Source organism: Phosphitispora sp. TUW77 (genome assembly GCF_048453025.1).
In the GTDB taxonomy this organism is placed as follows: domain Bacteria; phylum Bacillota; class Thermincolia; order Thermincolales; family UBA2595; genus Phosphitispora.
Genome location: NZ_CP156677.1, coordinates 518,028 through 535,195, shown reverse-complemented (window position 1 = coordinate 535,195; position 17,168 = coordinate 518,028). Strand labels below are relative to the sequence as shown.

The following is a 17,168-nucleotide window of genomic DNA, read 5'->3' as shown; positions in this document are numbered from 1 at the left end:
AAGCAATAAATCATGTATGAATTCTCTGTTATGTATAAGAATTCCTCTTTTAATTTTTCCCACCATAGCACTGGATTTAAACAGAAAGAAAAAAAATTTGCAATTAGGTCAATTAGATGAATAAACTGCCCGTAACAGGAGAAAATAGAACAACAGCCAGCAATGGCGTTGGCTGTTAAAATAACTCCTTAGCTTTAGGATACGAGGAAAGCCCTTTGGGGGCTTTCCTCGTTTATAGGCAGATATGATTATCTATATTAGAGGTGTTTAATTGCCTTTTTCCCAATGTCCTTTCTGTACTGTACGCCATCCCAAGTGATTTTTGCCACTGCCCGGTAAACATTTTCAATAGCCTCAGGAATTGAACTGCCAAGTGCCGTAACACCCAGCACCCGTCCACCGGAGCTAACTATTTGGCCATCCTTTTCGGCAGTCCCGGCATGGAATACAATGGCCCCTTCGGATTCTGCCTCATTCAGACCTGAAATAACCTTCCCTTTTTCATAGCTCCCCGGATAACCGCCTGATGCCATAACAACACATACAGCAACATTATCAGACCATTTGATTTCAATATCTGCAAGCCGTTTTTCCAAAACCGCATCAATAATATCAACTAGGTCTGTTTCAAGTCTGGCCAGCACTGCCTGGGTTTCGGGATCACCGAACCGCGCATTATATTCCAACACTTTAGGACCGTCTTTTGTCATCATCAGCCCCGCATAAATGACTCCTTCATAGGTGCGCCCTTCTTCCTTCATCCCCTGAATAGTCGGCAAAAGCACTCTCTCATAAACAAATGGCTCAACATCCCTGGTATATACAGGTGCGGGAGAATATGCCCCCATACCGCCTGTATTGGGGCCCTCATCATTATCATAAATACGTTTATGGTCCTGTGAAGAAACCATAGGGACAACATTGGTCCCATCTGTAAAAGCAAGAATACTTACTTCCTCACCCTCAAGAAACTGCTCAATAACCACACGGTTCCCGGAGTCGCCAAAAGCCCGCTCTTCCATAATACTTTTCACGGCATCAACAGCAGTCTGTTCATCCATAGCTACAATAACACCCTTCCCTGCGGCCAAGCCGTCGGCCTTAACTACAATAGGGGCCCCAACCTTCCTAATGTATTCAACAGCCTTGTCAGAATCGGTAAAATCGGCATATTCTGCTGTTGGGATATTATACTTATACATAATCTCCTTAGCTAATACCTTGCTGCCCTCTATTTCAGCGGCTTTTTGGGCAGGTCCAAAAATCCTCAGCCCTTTTTCCCTGAACCTGTCCACTATACCAAGGCTCAATGGGGCTTCCGGGCCGACAACAGTCAGATTGATACCCTTTTCTAAGGCAAAATCCAGCAAGGCATCAATATCATCTGCTGCGATATCAACACAAGCAGCTTCCCCGGAAATACCGGCATTACCCGGTGCGCAGTAAATTTCCTTTACCCGCGGGCTTTGTTTTAGTTTCCACACTAGTGTGTGTTCACGGCCTCCGCCGCCTACCACAAGTACTTTCAAATGATTCACCTCTTTATCTTTCACCTTATATCTTCCTTAATCAGTTCATTAAGGTATGTACTGATATTGGAGTCATATTCTGCTGTATGGGTAAATGCCTCTGCAGCCAGTTTCAGCCTATTTTCCGGAGATACCTCACCCTTCTCCTTGAGTTCGGCAATAACTTCAGCATATCTGGCAGGATTTACAATAATAGTAACACTCTCGCAGTTCTTAGCTGCAGCCCTCACCATGGTCGGACCGCCGATATCAATGTTTTCTATGGCATCCTGTAAGGTTACATCCGGTTTTGCAATTGTCTCTTTAAAGGGATACAGATTAACGGCAACCAGGTCAATTGTCCCAATATTATGTTCTTCCAACTGGGCCAAGTGCTCAGGGGTCCTCCGGGCCAAAATGCCCCCATGAATATATGGATTTAAGGTTTTCACCCTGCCGTCAAGAATTTCCGGAAATCCTGTTATTTCAGTCACATATCTGACCGGAACCCCGCCTTCCTTAATTGTCTTAAAAGTCCCTCCGGTGGATATAATTTCAAAACCAAGTTCATGCAACGCACGGGCAAACTCAACACAGCCCTCTTTATTGGAAACACTTACAAGTGCACGTCTTTTCAATTATTACCCCCCTTATTAAATAATGATTATCTTTCTACCCTCAATTCTCAACTTACCTTCAGCAAAAAGCTGAATAGCCTTGGAATAAAGTTTGTGTTCTTCCTTAAGGATTCGTGCCGCCAGACTGTCCTCATCATCATCCTGCAGCACAGGGACAACCTCCTGTAAAATAATCGGCCCTGTATCCATTCCCTCATCTACAAAGTGTATTGTACATCCCGAATATTTGACCCCATAGGCAACCGCATCCCGCTGCCCGTGCAGCCCCGGAAATGACGGCAGCAGGGCTGGGTGGATATTCATTATCCGGTTAGGGTATTCATCAAGAAGGACTTTTCCCACTAAACGCATATACCCGGCCAGAACCACCAGCTCCGCCCGGTTTTCCCTGAGGCAGTCAATTACTGCCTTTTCATATTCTTCTTTTTCCCGATAATCCCCGGGTTTGATATGGACAGCCGGAATACGATGGTTCCGGGCCCTTTCCAGGGCAAAAGCATCAGGATTGTCACTGATGACAACTGCAACTTCTGCATCAAGTTTATTGGCTGCAATGTTATCAATAATGGCCTGCAGGTTTGAACCGCGTCCTGAAGCCAGGACCCCCAAACGTAATTTGGACACGTTCTACACCTCCTCAGGTCTGTATTCAACCTCCCTGTCACCTTCTGCAACTTTCCCTATCAGGCATGCTGCCTCACCGGCTGCTTTCAGGTCAGCCATCACCGCATCCGCTTGAGCGAATGGTACTATAATAACCATTCCGATTCCCATATTAAAAGTGCGGTACATTTCCCCGGTTGCTACCCCGCCAATGCGCTGAATAAGATTAAAGACCGGTTTCTCAGGCCATGCCTTAGCATTCAGAACAACCTTAGTACCTTCCGGCAATATCCTGGGGATATTTTCAGTGAGTCCACCACCAGTTATATGAGCCATGCCGCAAATATCATATTTCCCCAACAGGGGGAGTATCTGCCGGGAATAAATCCGGGTAGGTTCCAGCATTTCTTCACCAATGGTCCTGCCCAGTTCATCAGAGTAATCGCCTATTTTAAGCCTGCCGATTTCCAAGAGTGCCTTCCGGGCTAATGAATAACCGTTACTATGCAGCCCTGAAGACGGCAGCCCGATTACGATGTCACCCGGCACAATCTTACTGCCATCTATAATTCGCTGCCTGTCGGCCACCCCAACCACAAACCCGGCAATATCATATTCGTTTTCACTGTAAAAACCGGGCATTTCGGCGGTTTCCCCGCCAATCAGGGCACAACCGGCTTGGCGGCAGCCTTCGGCTATACCTTTGACAATATCGGCAACCCTTTGCGGAAAGAGTTTGCCCACTGCCAGGTAATCAAGGAAAAAGAGGGGTTCGGCGCCTTGTACCAATATATCATTAGCACACATAGCCACAGCATCTATACCGACTGTATCGTGTTTATCCATCATAAAGGCTATCATCAGTTTGGTTCCTACACCATCGGTACCAGAAACCAAGACCGGTTCCTTATACTTCGAGGTATTCAAGGCAAAAAGACCTCCGAAACCGCCCAGGTCAGCCAGCACTTCCGGTCTAAAGGTCTTTTTTACATGTTCTTTCATTAATTCCACAGCCTCAGTGCCGGCATTAATGTCCACACCGGCATCGGCATAAGTCAGGCCTTTTTTGTTTGTTTCATTCATACACATTTCCTCCCGTTTTCCAGGCAGAATTTGCCTGCTGTCCCTGCAATCTTTATCGGGTAATTACCGTCAAAGCATGCGGTACAAAAGAAATCCCGCGGACTGCCAAAAACCTTCAGAAGCCCCTCGATACTTAGGTAATGAAGGCCATCAGCCCCAATATGTTTTCTTATTTCATCAACAGGAAGCTTGGCCGCAATCAGCTCATTCCGGTTGGACGTATCTATGCCATAATAACAGGGCCACTCTATCGGGGGGGAACTGATGCACATATGGACTTCTTTTGCCCCGGCCTCACGCACCATTTTAACCATTTTCCCGCTGGTGGTGCCCCTGACAATGGAGTCATCAATCATCAAAACCCGTTTGTCTTTAAGGACGTTTTTCAGGGGATTCAACTTCAACCTAACTGCCAGGTCCCTCATAGCCTGATTCGGCTGGATAAATGTCCTCCCGATATAACGGTTTTTCATCAGGCCGTCTTCAAACGGTATCCCGCTCTCCATCGCATAGCCCCTGGCAGCCGAATTTCCCGAATCAGGTACCGGGATGACCATATCAACATCAACCGGATACTCACGTGCCAGCTGTCTTCCCATTTCACGCCTAACCTCACTGACATGAAAACCGTCAATTATGCTGTCAGGACGAGCCAGGTAGATGTATTCAAAAATACACATCCCTTTGGATTCCTGGGTTTCCGTCCTGTATGAAACCAGACCGGCCTCACTGATAACGATAATTTCACCCGGATCTACATCCCGGACCAATTCAGCACCAACAGTGTCCAAAGCACATGATTCAGATGCCAGGATATAAGTATCACCCAGTTTCCCAATACAGAGAGGCCTTACCCCCCATGGATCACGGACCCCGATGAGTTTGTCCTCAGTCATAACAGCCAGGGAATATGCCCCCTTAATCTGTTTCATGGTCATTCTGATTCCTTCTTCAATAGTTCCCTGACTATACCGGGCAATCAGGTTAACAATAACCTCACTGTCAATAGTTGATTGAAATACCGAACCCTCCAGAGTCAAACGCTCCCTCAGGTCACAGGCATTTGTCAGGTTACCGTTATGAGCCAAGGCAATCATCCCCTTGGAATAATAACACACCAGCGGCTGGGCATTTAACACCAGGCTGGAACCGGTAGTGGAATAACGTACATGTCCCAATGCAATCTTGCCCTGCATTCTCTGTAGTATTTCATCGGAAAATACTTCGGGAACTAAGCCCATATCCTTATGCAGACTGATGCCAGACCCATCGGATACTGCTATCCCGGCACTTTCCTGCCCGCGATGCTGCAGTGCATACAACCCGTAATAAGTCAGGCGGGCGACATCTAATCCCGGTCCGTAAATACCAAAAATACCGCATTCCTCTTCAGGTTTATCCCTATTATTTTCCCCGCTAAACCGGTCAGTTCCAAATAACATTTTTAAATTCCTCCGCCATTTATTCTCCCTGGCACAGAATACGTATATTATTCACCACTGCTGTCAGGTATTGTCTCCCCGGTCAGTCTCTTCAACACTTCCTTGTACGCTTCCTCAACATTACCCATATCTCTGCGGAAACGGTCTTTATCTAATTTCTCCCTGGTCTCCATATCCCAAAAACGGCAAGTATCAGGGGATATCTCGTCAGCTAGGATGACTTCACCCTTATGGATGCCGAATTCAAGTTTAAAATCAATCAGGTCAATTTTTTTATCTTTAAGGTATGCCCTTAAAATATCATTGATTTTAAGAGCCATAGCGGAAATCACTTTCATCTGTTCAGGAGTGGCCAACTCAAGCACCTGGATATGATACTCATTAATCAGCGGGTCGCCAAGTGCATCATCCTTATAGTAAAATTCCAGCACGGTTTTAGGAAGTATGGTCCCTTCCGGCAAGCCTATCCTTTTCGACAGTGACCCGGCGGCAATATTCCTGACAACTACTTCAACTAAAATAATATCAACTGCTTTTACTATCTGTTCCCTGTCATTTACTTGTTTGACCAAGTGGGTGACAATACCATTGCTTGCCAATAAATTAAAAAAATGTACCGATATCCTGTTATTAAGGATACCTTTGTTCATGATGGTTCCTTTTTTCTTGCCGTCAAACGCTGTGGCATCATCCTTGTAGTCTATCCAATACAGGTCAGGGTCACTTGTTTTATAAACCTTTTTGGCCTTGCCTTCATACAACTGTTCAAGCTTCTGAATATCCATACTTTCCCCCTCCTTATATTCTAAAACGCTGAAAAACCGTATCCACATGCCTGAGGAACCAGTTATAATCAAATAAGCTGCGGAGTTCTTCGGCAGAAATTAGTCCTGTAACATCATTATCCTTCTGCAGCAGGTCAAGGAAGTCCTCTTTGGTCCGCCAAACCTCCATGGCATTTCTCTGTACCAGCTCATAAGCCCTTTCCCTTAAAATACCTTTGTCCACCAATGCCAGCAAAACTCTCTGGGAATAAATCAGCCCCTTGGTCTTATTCAGGTTTTCAATCATGGCATCGGGATAAACAAGAAGGCTGCCGATTATCCTTATGGTAAGGTGCAGCATATAGTCCAGAAGAATGGTACTGTCAGGGACAATAACCCGTTCCACCGATGAGTGTGATATATCCCGTTCATGCCACAGGGCCACATTTTCCATAGCGGCCAGGGCATTGCCCCGCAAAATTCGCGCCAGGCCGCTGATACGTTCACCGGTAATAGGGTTCCTTTTGTGCGGCATTGCCGAAGACCCTTTTTGGCCCTTGGCAAAATACTCTTCCGCTTCCCTGATATCGGTACGCTGCAAGTTGCGCAGCTCAGTAGCTATTTTCTCCAAAGTAGAGCCTATTACCGCAAGTGTGGCCATATATTCAGCATGCCTGTCCCTCTGGATCACCTGTGTTGCAATAGAGGCAGGCTGCAGCCCAAGCTTCTCACATACCCTTCTTTCCACTTCAGGGTCAATATTTGCATAAGTTCCCACAGCACCCGACAGTTTGCCTACACTAATTGTTTCAATTGCCCTATTGAGCCGTTCTATGTTCCGGTCTGTCTCAGCAATCCAAAGCAGCATCTTCATGCCGAAAGTCATTGGTTCTGCATGTATCCCATGAGTCCGCCCAATCATCGGGGTATACTTGTACTCACCGGCCTTTTCCACCAGCTTTTCTCTTAATATTGCCAGTTTCGGGAGCAGGTGTTCAGCCGCCTCTTTCATCAGCAGGCACATAGCCGTATCACCTACATCTGATGATGTCATCCCCATATGGATATACTTGGATTCCTCACCAACATTTTCGGCAACATTTGTCAGAAATGCTATTACATCGTGATTGGTGACCTTTTCAATTTCATCAATCCGGTTTACATCAAAAGCAGCTTTTTCCCTGATAACCTTAACCGCTTCCGCCGGGATTTGCCCCAATTCGGCCATAGCCTCACAGGCAGCGATTTCAACATCCAGCCACTTCTGAAACTTATTTTCCAGGGTCCAAATTCTCCCCATTTCAGGAAGAGTATATCTTTCAATCATTAATCAGGTACCTCCGTCTATTTTTTGCTTTTCAGATAACCCTCAATACCCAGTTCTGCCAGTTTGGCGGCCTTAGCCTGAACTTCGTCCTCCATCTTGACTTTGTATTGTTTAATATTATCCCTTATCTGAGGATATTTAACGCTCAGAATCTGTGCTGCCAAGATACCGGCATTTTTGGCGCCGTTAACAGCAACTGTGGCCACAGGGATTCCCGGAGGCATCTGTACTATTGCATAAAGGGCATCAACCCCTGACAATGCCCCTGACTGGATGGGTACCCCGATAACAGGCAGGGGAGTCATAGCAGCTATTACCCCCGGCAGGTGAGCTGCCATGCCGGCCCCTGCTATAATAACCTCAAGGCCGCGTTCTTCAGCAGTTTTGGCATACTGGGCCGTTTGCTCCGGAACCCGGTGAGCCGAGGAAATAATAATTTCACTGGCAACGCCCAGTTCATCAAGAATTTTGGCTGCTCCTTGCATTATGTTTAAATCAGAATCGCTTCCCATAACGATACCTACCAATGGTTTCACCATATCTGTCTCCCTCCGATCCATATTTATAGTACTTCATTACTAATAGTAGTTTTTTCAACAAAATGTCTAATAATCCTTTAAAATATACGTTACTGCTTTCCAAAATCAGTTATTAAATAATAAAGCCCAGGCGGGCAGATTCTCACAATCGAGCGAAACCTACCCGTCTGGGCTTTTATCCCATCGGTGTGGCGCAAAACGCCTGTACCACTTGGACCAGACCTGATATTTAAATCAGCGGAACCCTAGGTACACTTTCTCTCGTGCCCCCGGTATTATCCCGGAACCTACGAAGATTCAGTTTTATACAGTTATATCTTAACAAGGCCGGGGGGCAATGTCAAGAAAAACAGTCCTTTTTACTACTCCTCACTGAATAGTTCGGCAACCCTAGCTACCTTTTCACGGGGCCCGGCAATCACGGCCACATCCCCTGAAAGCACTCGGGCTTGCCCATGGGGATTTGCCTTAAACTTCCCCTCACGCCCTATTGCCAGCATGGTGACACCATATTTCTTTCTTAATTCAATTTGCTGCAGGTTTTTTCCTGCTGCTTTGGAATCCCCATATATGCGAAATGTGGCAATTTCGAAATCCGGCATCTGAAGTTTTAACTCTGATAAAATGACCGGTCTCCGGGAATAGCTGCGAAACATCTCATAGGTATCGGAACGCACTTCAGAGATAAACCTCTCAATTTCTGTCCTTGGCACCAGGTACTTATTAAGCACCCGGGTGAAAATCTCCACAGAGGTCTCAAACTCTTCGGGAATAACTTCGTTAGCACCTAACTCGAATAACTCTTCCAATTCCTGAACATAACGGGTTCTGACAATAATACACAAGTCTTTATTAAGCCTGCGAATAACTTCGATAATTCTGCGGGTGGCTACCGGATCGGAAATCGCCACCACAGCAACCTTTGCTTCCTTAATATTAGCATGTTGCAGTACTGCTTCATGAGTAGCATCACCATAATAAATGGGCTCATCGTTTTTCCGCTCATCCCGGACGGTATCAGGATTCATTTCGATAACCATATAAGGTATACTTGCTGCCGCAGCAGCTCTGGCCACATTGCGGCCATTAATCCCAAAACCCAAAATCACCAGATGGTTCTTTAAATCATCTGTCACCTCTCGTCTCGAATATTCCTTACCAGAAATAATCCTTTCCGAAAGAGGCAGCCTGACAGTCAAATCCGCTGCCCTATGGGCAATAGCCAGAACAAATGGTGACCCGGCCATAGTAAGTATAGAGACAGCGAGAAAAAGCTGGTAATTGCCCCCGGTAAGCAAACCATATTCCACACCGCTGCGTGAAAGAATAAATGAGAACTCCCCCACCTGGCTAAGAGCAAATCCGGTCAATATCATACTCCGAATAGGGAAGCCCATCAAGAGTGCCGTAAAACCTCCCATAATCGTTTTCAGCAGCATTACTCCAATAACAGCAGCAGCAACTAGTAAGGGTTGCTGCAATAGATAAGCAATATCCAGGAGCATTCCTATAGATACAAAAAAGAAACTGGTAAAAACATCACGAAAAGGCAGGACACTTCCTAAAGCCTGATGGCTATAATCCGACTCAGAAATTATCAATCCAGCCAGAAACGCTCCTAAGGCTAGAGACAGACCGACACTAGAAGTAAGCCATGCCACTGCGAGACAAATTACCACAATGCTCAATAAAAAAATTTCACGGTTCCGTGTCCGGGCAGCCTGATACAAAATATAGGGTACAATCCACTTGGCATTTACTATTACCAAGATAACTATAAGCAGCCCTTTTGCCACCAGCTCAATCAGGGAGTTACCTAAATTACCGGCCTGTCCTGACAATAGAGGAGTAAAAAGAATCATTGGGACAATGGCAAAATCCTGAAAAATAAGAATACCAAGGGTCGCACGCCCATGAGGGCTATCAAGCTCTGCCCTCTCCTGGAACAGCCTGAGGACAATTGCTGTACTGCTGAGAGATATTAGAAAACCGATGAAAAGGGCCTTCTCTAAAGGATATCCCAAAAAGGCGGATATTCCGAAAGCAGCCACCGATGTCAAAACCACCTGCAGTGACCCACCCATGAGCACCGATTTTCTAATCTGCAGCAGTTCATTAAAAGAGAATTCTATACCAATAGTAAAGAGAAGCAGGACAATCCCTATCTCGGCCAGCATCTCAACTTGATGAACTTCATTTACCAGCTTAAATCCATGAGGCCCTGCCAGTATTCCGGTCAGAAGAAAACCAACAACCGCCGGAATCCTGAGCCTGTGAAATATGAACAGGACCACCACAGAAAGCGCAAATATAATAGTTATCCCCTTTAAAATTGGTATCTCCATTTCCGAATTCACCAGCCAGATATCTAAATATTTGTCACCTGTTATTAATTTAACCTTTTTTTACGCAAAATACCTTATACCAGCCTCAAAAATCTTCTGATCCTTCTCGCCAGGCACATTTATAGCAACATAGGAACCAATCCGCTCTGAATGCCCCATCTTGCCCAGGACCCTGCCATCAGGGCTGGTGATTCCTTCAATGGCATGAATCGACCCATTGGGGTTATAAGCAATATCATAAGTCGGGTTATCATTGAGGTCAACATACTGTGTAGCCACCTGACCACCGTCAATCAATCGCCTTATTTGTTCATCACCGGCTGCAAACCTGCCTTCACCATGAGAAATAGGGATTGTATGAGTATCGCCAACACAGGAATTAACAAACCACGGTGAAAGTGTAGAAACTACTTTTGTTCTCACCATACAGGAAGCATGACGGCCAATGGTGTTAAAAGTCAGTGTGGCGCAGTCTGCTCCGATATCAGTAATTTCACCATATGGAACCAGACCCAGCTTAATAAGTGCCTGAAATCCGTTACAAATCCCCAGCATCAATCCGTCCCTGTTTTTGAGAAGGTTCATTACTGCTTCCTTGACTCTGGGGTTCCTAAAAGCAGTGGCGATAAATTTCCCTGAACCTTCAGGCTCATCTCCGGCACTGAAACCTCCCGGAATCATTATTATCTGTGAGTTATTAATACTTTTAACCATGGAATCTACAGATGACTCTATTTCTTCAGGGGACAGGTTCCTAATAACCAAGGTTTCTGCTGCACCACCGGCTCTTTCAAATGCCCTGGCCGTATCATATTCACAATTAGTCCCCGGAAATACAGGAATGAAAACCCTAGGCCTGGCAAAAGTCAATGCCGACCTGGCGGTATTCCTCCCCTCAAAAGAGATTGCGGCAGGTTTTTGGGACTCCAACTCACCGGCTGCTCTGGTCGGGAAAATCTTCTCCAGGGGAGCAGTCCAATTTTCTATTGCTTTATCAATATCAATTTCTATATCATCAGCACCAATATCAGTATCATTAAAACCCGCTGCGGTGCCCCTTATCCTGATAGCCGGTTTTTCTTTCGTCTGACCCAGTTCCCTGAATTGTACATCCCCAAAAGCACCATTCAAGTCAACACCCTCAACCATTTCCAGGACCAGAGAACCATACTCAGGGGCAAACAGTTCATTAATGCTTGCCAGCTCCGCAAATTCAAAACCAAGCTTGTTACCGAAACACATTTTGCTTACAGCCTCAGCCAGGCCACCGGCCCTTACCGAGTGGGAAGCCAGTACATAGCCCTGCTGGATTAGTTGATGAATTTTGGTAAAGTTTTGTTTCAATCTTTCAAAATCAGGAACCTCATTTTCGTCACGGGATGCAGGGACAATGACCACCCGGCTCCCCGGTTTCTTGAATTCCTGAGAAATAATCCGTTCTACATTAACTGTATCCACTGCGAAAGCAACCAGGGTAGGCGGAACATTAAGCTCTTTAAAAGTTCCGGACATGCTGTCCTTACCGCCTATTGCAGCAATACCCAACATCTTCTGAGCATAAAAGGCCCCCAGAAGGGCACTGAAAGGTTTCCCCCACTTCAACGGGTCTGTCCCCAGTTTTTCAAAGTATTCTTGCAGGGTAAGCCTGATTCTGCTATAATCTCCTCCAAGGGCCACAACTTTGGTAACAGCCTCCACAACGGCATACAGTGCCCCATGAAACGGGCTCCAGGCAGCCAGTTTCGGATTATAGCCAAAAGCCATCAAAGTACCGGTTTTGGTTTCACCTGATACTAAGGGAATCTTAGCGGCCATTCCCTCTGCGGGAGTTAACTGGTATTTGCCCCCAAAGGGAAGCAAAACGGAACCCGCTCCGATAGTGCTGTCAAACATCTCCACAAGGCCCTTTTGCCCGCAAACGTTCAGTGACCTGAGGTTTGCCAGCCAGGCCCTTTTCAGACTGCCTGCTTCCGGTGTAACTGCTTCGGAAACTAATTTGAAATAATTCCCGCTTCCTTCAGGGGCCGCTACCCTAACCGTGGTATTCTGTTTCACACCGTTTGTGTTCAGGAAGTCCCTGCTTATATCAACAATTTCCCGGCCTCTCCACAACATCCTCAGCCTTCTGTCTGCGGTAACCCTGGCTACAACCGTAGCCTCAAGGTTTTCCCGGCGCGCCCTGCTGATGAAATGTTCCGCATCGGCAACAGCCACTACAACAGCCATTCGCTCCTGAGACTCCGATATGGCCAACTCCGTCCCGTCAAGACCTTCATATTTTTTAGGTACGGCATCAAGGTTTATTTCCAAACCATCCGTCAGTTCACCTATGGCTACAGACACACCGCCCGCGCCAAAGTCATTGCACCTCTTTATCATGGCACTAACCTCTGGGTCTCTAAAAAGTCTCTGGATTTTCCGCTCCTCAGGCGGATTCCCCTTCTGCACCTCAGCCCCACAGGTCAAAATTGATTCTTCATCATGTTCCTTCGAGGAACCGGTAGCCCCCCCACAGCCGTCACGGCCTGTCCTGCCGCCCACCAAAATAACCAGGTCACCTTCTACTGGCACTTCCCTGACCACATTTCTCTTTGGCGCAGCGCCGATAACCGCACCTATTTCCATTCTTTTGGCAAGAAAACCTTCATCATAGACTTCAGCCACCTGACCGGTCGCCATACCTATCTGGTTGCCATAGGAACTGTAACCTGCCGCCGCTTCGGTAGTAATCTTGCGCTGGGGTAATTTCCCCGGAAGGGTGTCTGCTACCTTGGCCCTGGGATCGCCGCTGCCGGTAACTCTCATAGCCTGGTATACGTAAGACCTCCCTGACAAGGGGTCCCTGATAGCTCCTCCCAGACATGTTGCCGCACCCCCAAAAGGCTCGATTTCCGTAGGATGGTTATGGGTTTCATTCTTGAACATGACCAGCCATTCTTCGTTTTTCCCATCAACATCAACATTTACAGCTATACTGCATGCATTTATCTCATCCGACTCATCCAGGTCATCCAGCTTCCCGCTCTTTTTAAGTTCCTTCATTGCCATTAAGGCCAAATCCATCAAGCAAATGTCTCTATCGGCTTGCTTCATACTACCGCCATAGACATGCCCCCTTGATTGCAGGTACTCTCTATAAGCAGCCTCAACCGGAGCTATAAAGTCGCCCTTTTCAAATGACACATCACAAATTTCTGTCAAAAAAGTCGTATGCCTGCAGTGGTCGGACCAGTATGTGTCAATTACACGAAGCTCAGTAACAGTCGGGTCCCTTTTTTCCGTATCCCGGAAGTATTCCCTGAGAAACTTCAGGTCACCGAAATTCATCGCAAAGCCCATATTATCAAAAAACTCCCGGAGTTCTTCCTCAGTTTTCGAAATGAACCCGGCAACAATAGCAACATCTGCCGGTACCGCACACTCAATGTCAAGGCTCTCCGGCTTGTCCAGGGAAGCTTCCCTGGAATCAACCGGATTAATGCAATAATTTTTTATCCGGGTAAAATCAGCATCTGTGAGCTCACCCTGGAAGACAACAACTTTAGCAGAACTTACCGCCGGCTTTTCCTTCTGGCTGAGAAGTTGCAAACACTGGGCTGCCGAATCTGCCCTCTGGTCATATTGTCCCGGTAGGTATTCCATAGCAAATACCCTGCTGTTATCACCGGGTTCCGGCATAAATTCATCATATACATAATCAACAGGAGGTTCTGAAAAGATGGTACTGCGAGCCTTTTGGTACACCTCATCGGTAATTCCTGATACGTCATAACGGTTGAGTACCTTCACGGTTTCAAGTCCTTTTAGGCCAAGGTTTTCCCGCAAATTAGCCAAAAGACTGCAAGCCTCAACGTCAAAACCCTGTTTCTTTTCAACATAAATACGTCTTACAGCAGTATTCATCAGTATTACCTCCCGAAAATATTACTTTACAAATACAATTTTAACATAATACAATTAATAAGAATAGTTAATAATTTTAATGTGTTTTATTAGTATGGCTAATAAAAGGGGGCGGGGGTTATATGGATGTGAATTTTGAGCTCTACAAGGTGTTTTATTATGTCTCCAAAGACCTGAGTTTTTCGTCGGCTTCAGTCAAACTGTACATTTCCCAGTCGGCAGTCAGCCAATCAATTAAACTCCTTGAAAACAAAATGAACTGCAGGCTTTTTATCAGAAATACAAAGCAGGTCAAGCTGACACGGGAAGGTGAAATGCTGTTTGAATACGTTTCCCAGGCCTTTAACTTCATTAAAGCCGGTGAACGGCGGGTCAGCGAGCTGCGTTCCCTGGAAAGTGGTGAAGTCAGGATAGGAGCCAGTGATACTATATGTAAGCATTACCTGCTGCCCTATTTCAAAAAATTCATCAGCCTGTACCCTAATATCAATATTCAGGTTACTAACCGCACCTCACCAATGTGTATTGAACTGCTAAACAATGGGTCTGTTGACGTTATTGTTGTCAATATTCCCGAAAAACCGGACAAAAATCATGAAATCAAAGAATTAAAAAAAATTCAGGATATATTTATTGCCGGAAATAACTTTACACATCTGAAAAACAAAGTAGTCCAGCTTGAAGAACTCAATCATTATCCTCTCCTGATGTTGGAGAAAAATACTGTCACAAGGGAATTTATCGACTCTTATTTGAAGCAGAAGGGGATTACTCTTACTCCCGAAATTGAGCTGGGAAGTGTCGACCTGCTCGTGGAACTGGCTAAAATAGGCCTTGGCATATCTTTTGTGGTACGTGATTATATTGCCAAAGAGCTGAGTGATGGTGAAATTTTTGCACTCAATATAAAAGAAAAAATACCACCAAGAAGCATTGGCATCATTACTCATAAGAACATCCCAACTGCCCTTGCCGCCCAGAAATTAATCCAATTATTCCGGTAAAAACAGAACTGATGGGAGTGTCCCATAAGTGATATGCTCCCTTTTTGATTGGGCGGGAAATCTGGTGAGTTATAGCACCGGTTTTCCGCACTGGCATCGGAGGGTTCTAACCTTGCTCCTGGCGAAGTCACGGACTAAACCGCCAATTCGGCATCCTGCCTCAGTGGCGGCTCCGCCATCCGTGGCTCCGGTTCGTGACTTCGCTTAGCGGAGTGCGGTAAGACTCCTCACGAGGCCAGTGCAAGGAAAACCTTGTGCAACATCTCACCAAGCTTCCCGCCCTTTCCTTCAAGGTGCATCCCTCTCATAGGACCATCAAAAGCAGGAAAAGAAAAAACATTGCTTTGAAGGTGAAAGGGTTTTTGCTTCCAGTGTAGAATTATTAATGAAACAGTAAAGATGCGGAGGAAGCTTATGAAAAAGAAGGGCCATCAGAAAGTAGTCTTTAAGCCATACGATATGAATCAGCTGTCCTTGCCCATGAGTTTGGAGAGCATGATTCCACCACAGCATAAAGTACGTGCTGTGAACCAGGTAATCGATGAAATAGGCATAGACCCACTCTTGGCAAAATATAAGGGGGGCGGCGCAGGCAGTTACCATCCGAAAATGATGTTAAAGGTATTAGTTTACGGGTACGGCCGCAAGGTCTGGTCTTCAAGGCAATTGGCCAGAGCGTTGCGGGAAAACATACATTTCATGTGGCTGGCCGGAGGCAACACTCCTAACCGCTTCAGGTCAGATATGAAGACCATAATTGACGAGGTATTTCAATTACTGGTGGAATATATGGCTGCCGAAGGTCTGATTAATCTTGAAGAATACTATCTTGATGGCACAAAGATAGAGGCAAATGCCAACAGATACAGCTTTGTATGGAAAAAGAGCGTAGATAAGAACCAGAAGAAATTGCGGGAAAAGGTTAAAGGGCTACTGGAAGAAATAGACCGGGCCAATGAATTGGAAGACGAACTTTATGGAGATCAGGATCTGCCTGAAATGGGCGAAAACGTGGTGAATAATCCTGAAGCCGTTGCGGATCTGGTTGGAAGAATAAACGAGGCATTAAGCAAAAAAGGCAAAAATGATAAAAGTGTAAAAATCACTAGAAAAGCTGCCCGTACTCTTGTTAAGGACTGTCTGCCCAGAGCCATGAAGTACAAGGTTCAATTAGCTGCAATTGGCAATGAACGTAACAGCATGAGCAAGACTGACCCGGAAGCTACCTTCATGCGGATGAAGGAAGACCATATGAAGAATGGCCAACTCAAGCCTGCATATAACGTGCAAACAGGCACGCAAAACCAATTCGTGGTAGGTTTTAGCATTCATCAAAAAGCAACTGATACTTCCTGTCTGAAAGTACATCTGGAAGGTATAAAAAAGGCCTGGGGCAGTGTACCGCAGAAGATTATTGCAGATGCAGGCTATGGCAGTGAAGAAAACTATGAATATCTGAAAGAGCAGGAAATTCAAAACTTTGTTAAATACAACAAGTTTCATTATGAGCAGAAGCGCCACGTTAAAACCAACCCATTTCTTAGGGAAAACATGGTCTATGATGCAGAAAACGACCAATATATCTGCTATGAACACAAGAAATTAAAATACATAAAAACGGTAAAAAGAAAAAGCACTACTGGCTACGAGTCTCATGTTAGAGTAGATGAATGTGAAGACTGTACCGGGTGTACCAACCGAGAATCCTGTACTAAAAGCAAGTACTGGAACCGTAGGATAGAGGTTAATGTCCGTTTAGAAGAGCTAAAGCAAGAAGCCAGAGAAAACTTAACTTCTGAGCTAGGCCTTGCCCTGCGCAAAAGACGCTGTATTGAACCCGAGTACGTATTTGGCCGGATAAAATGGTGTTGGGGCTTTAAAAGATTCCTCCTCAGGGGTCTTGAAAAGGTTAAAATTGAGTGGGGATTACTGTGTATGGCACATAATATTTCAAAAATGGCAACTATCCAGTGGGCTTAAGGAGAAGCTCGCTAATTTTTTGACACAAAGAC

At 45.7% G+C, this 17,168-nt stretch carries 11 protein-coding genes and 1 pseudogene; 2 read left to right on the top strand and 10 right to left on the bottom strand.

What is annotated here, in order from left to right; translation table 11 throughout:
- Window positions 1-257: 257 nt before the first annotated feature.
- The 10 genes and pseudogenes from purD to ABFY19_RS02465 form a co-directional block, all read right to left on the bottom strand.
- A complete protein-coding gene (gene purD, locus ABFY19_RS02510) occupies window positions 258-1,529 on the bottom strand; it encodes a phosphoribosylamine--glycine ligase (protein ID WP_418792517.1) in 1,272 nt (423 codons plus the stop codon).
- Window positions 1,530-1,558: 29 nt separating this feature from the next.
- Window positions 1,559-2,146 (bottom strand): annotated as a pseudogene (gene purH / locus ABFY19_RS02505) (bifunctional phosphoribosylaminoimidazolecarboxamide formyltransferase/IMP cyclohydrolase); the annotation flags it as partial.
- Window positions 2,147-2,161: 15 nt separating this feature from the next.
- Window positions 2,162-2,770: a phosphoribosylglycinamide formyltransferase gene (gene purN / locus ABFY19_RS02500; protein ID WP_418791697.1), complete on the bottom strand. Its 609-nt coding sequence runs from the start codon at window positions 2,768-2,770 to the stop codon at window positions 2,162-2,164.
- A gap of 3 nt (window positions 2,771-2,773) precedes the next feature.
- Window positions 2,774-3,832 carry a phosphoribosylformylglycinamidine cyclo-ligase gene (purM, locus tag ABFY19_RS02495; RefSeq protein WP_418791696.1) on the bottom strand — a complete coding sequence of 353 codons (1,059 nt, stop codon included), beginning with the start codon at window positions 3,830-3,832 and terminating at the stop codon, window positions 2,774-2,776.
- Window positions 3,829-5,274, bottom strand: a complete 1,446-nt coding sequence (purF, locus tag ABFY19_RS02490) for an amidophosphoribosyltransferase (protein WP_418791695.1) — start codon at window positions 5,272-5,274, stop codon at window positions 3,829-3,831. Before purF ends, purM begins: the two co-directional genes overlap by 4 nt.
- Window positions 5,275-5,321: 47 nt before the next feature.
- Window positions 5,322-6,053, bottom strand: a complete 732-nt coding sequence (gene purC, locus ABFY19_RS02485; RefSeq protein WP_418792516.1) for a phosphoribosylaminoimidazolesuccinocarboxamide synthase — start codon at window positions 6,051-6,053, stop codon at window positions 5,322-5,324.
- Between the two features lie 19 nt (window positions 6,054-6,072).
- Entirely contained in the window at window positions 6,073-7,365 is a 1,293-nt protein-coding gene (gene purB, locus ABFY19_RS02480) for an adenylosuccinate lyase (RefSeq protein ID WP_418791694.1), read from the bottom strand.
- Window positions 7,366-7,382: 17 nt separating this feature from the next.
- Window positions 7,383-7,904, bottom strand: coding sequence for a 5-(carboxyamino)imidazole ribonucleotide mutase (gene purE / locus ABFY19_RS02475; protein ID WP_418791693.1), 522 nt, complete (start codon window positions 7,902-7,904; stop codon window positions 7,383-7,385).
- Between the two features lie 362 nt (window positions 7,905-8,266).
- Window positions 8,267-10,249: a cation:proton antiporter gene (locus ABFY19_RS02470; protein ID WP_418791692.1), complete on the bottom strand. Its 1,983-nt coding sequence runs from the start codon at window positions 10,247-10,249 to the stop codon at window positions 8,267-8,269.
- A 60-nt stretch (window positions 10,250-10,309) separates the two neighbouring features.
- Window positions 10,310-14,152: a phosphoribosylformylglycinamidine synthase gene (locus ABFY19_RS02465; RefSeq protein WP_418791691.1), complete on the bottom strand. Its 3,843-nt coding sequence runs from the start codon at window positions 14,150-14,152 to the stop codon at window positions 10,310-10,312.
- Window positions 14,153-14,274: 122 nt separating this feature from the next.
- Between ABFY19_RS02465 and ABFY19_RS02460 the strand changes: the two genes are divergently transcribed.
- Both ABFY19_RS02460 and ABFY19_RS02455 read left to right on the top strand, forming a co-directional pair.
- A complete protein-coding gene (locus tag ABFY19_RS02460; protein ID WP_418791690.1) occupies window positions 14,275-15,156 on the top strand; it encodes a LysR family transcriptional regulator in 882 nt (293 codons plus the stop codon).
- A 414-nt stretch (window positions 15,157-15,570) separates the two neighbouring features.
- Window positions 15,571-17,136 (top strand): IS1182 family transposase, encoded by a 1,566-nt coding sequence (locus tag ABFY19_RS02455; protein WP_418791688.1) that lies wholly within the window; start codon window positions 15,571-15,573, stop codon window positions 17,134-17,136.
- Window positions 17,137-17,168 lie beyond the last annotated feature (32 nt).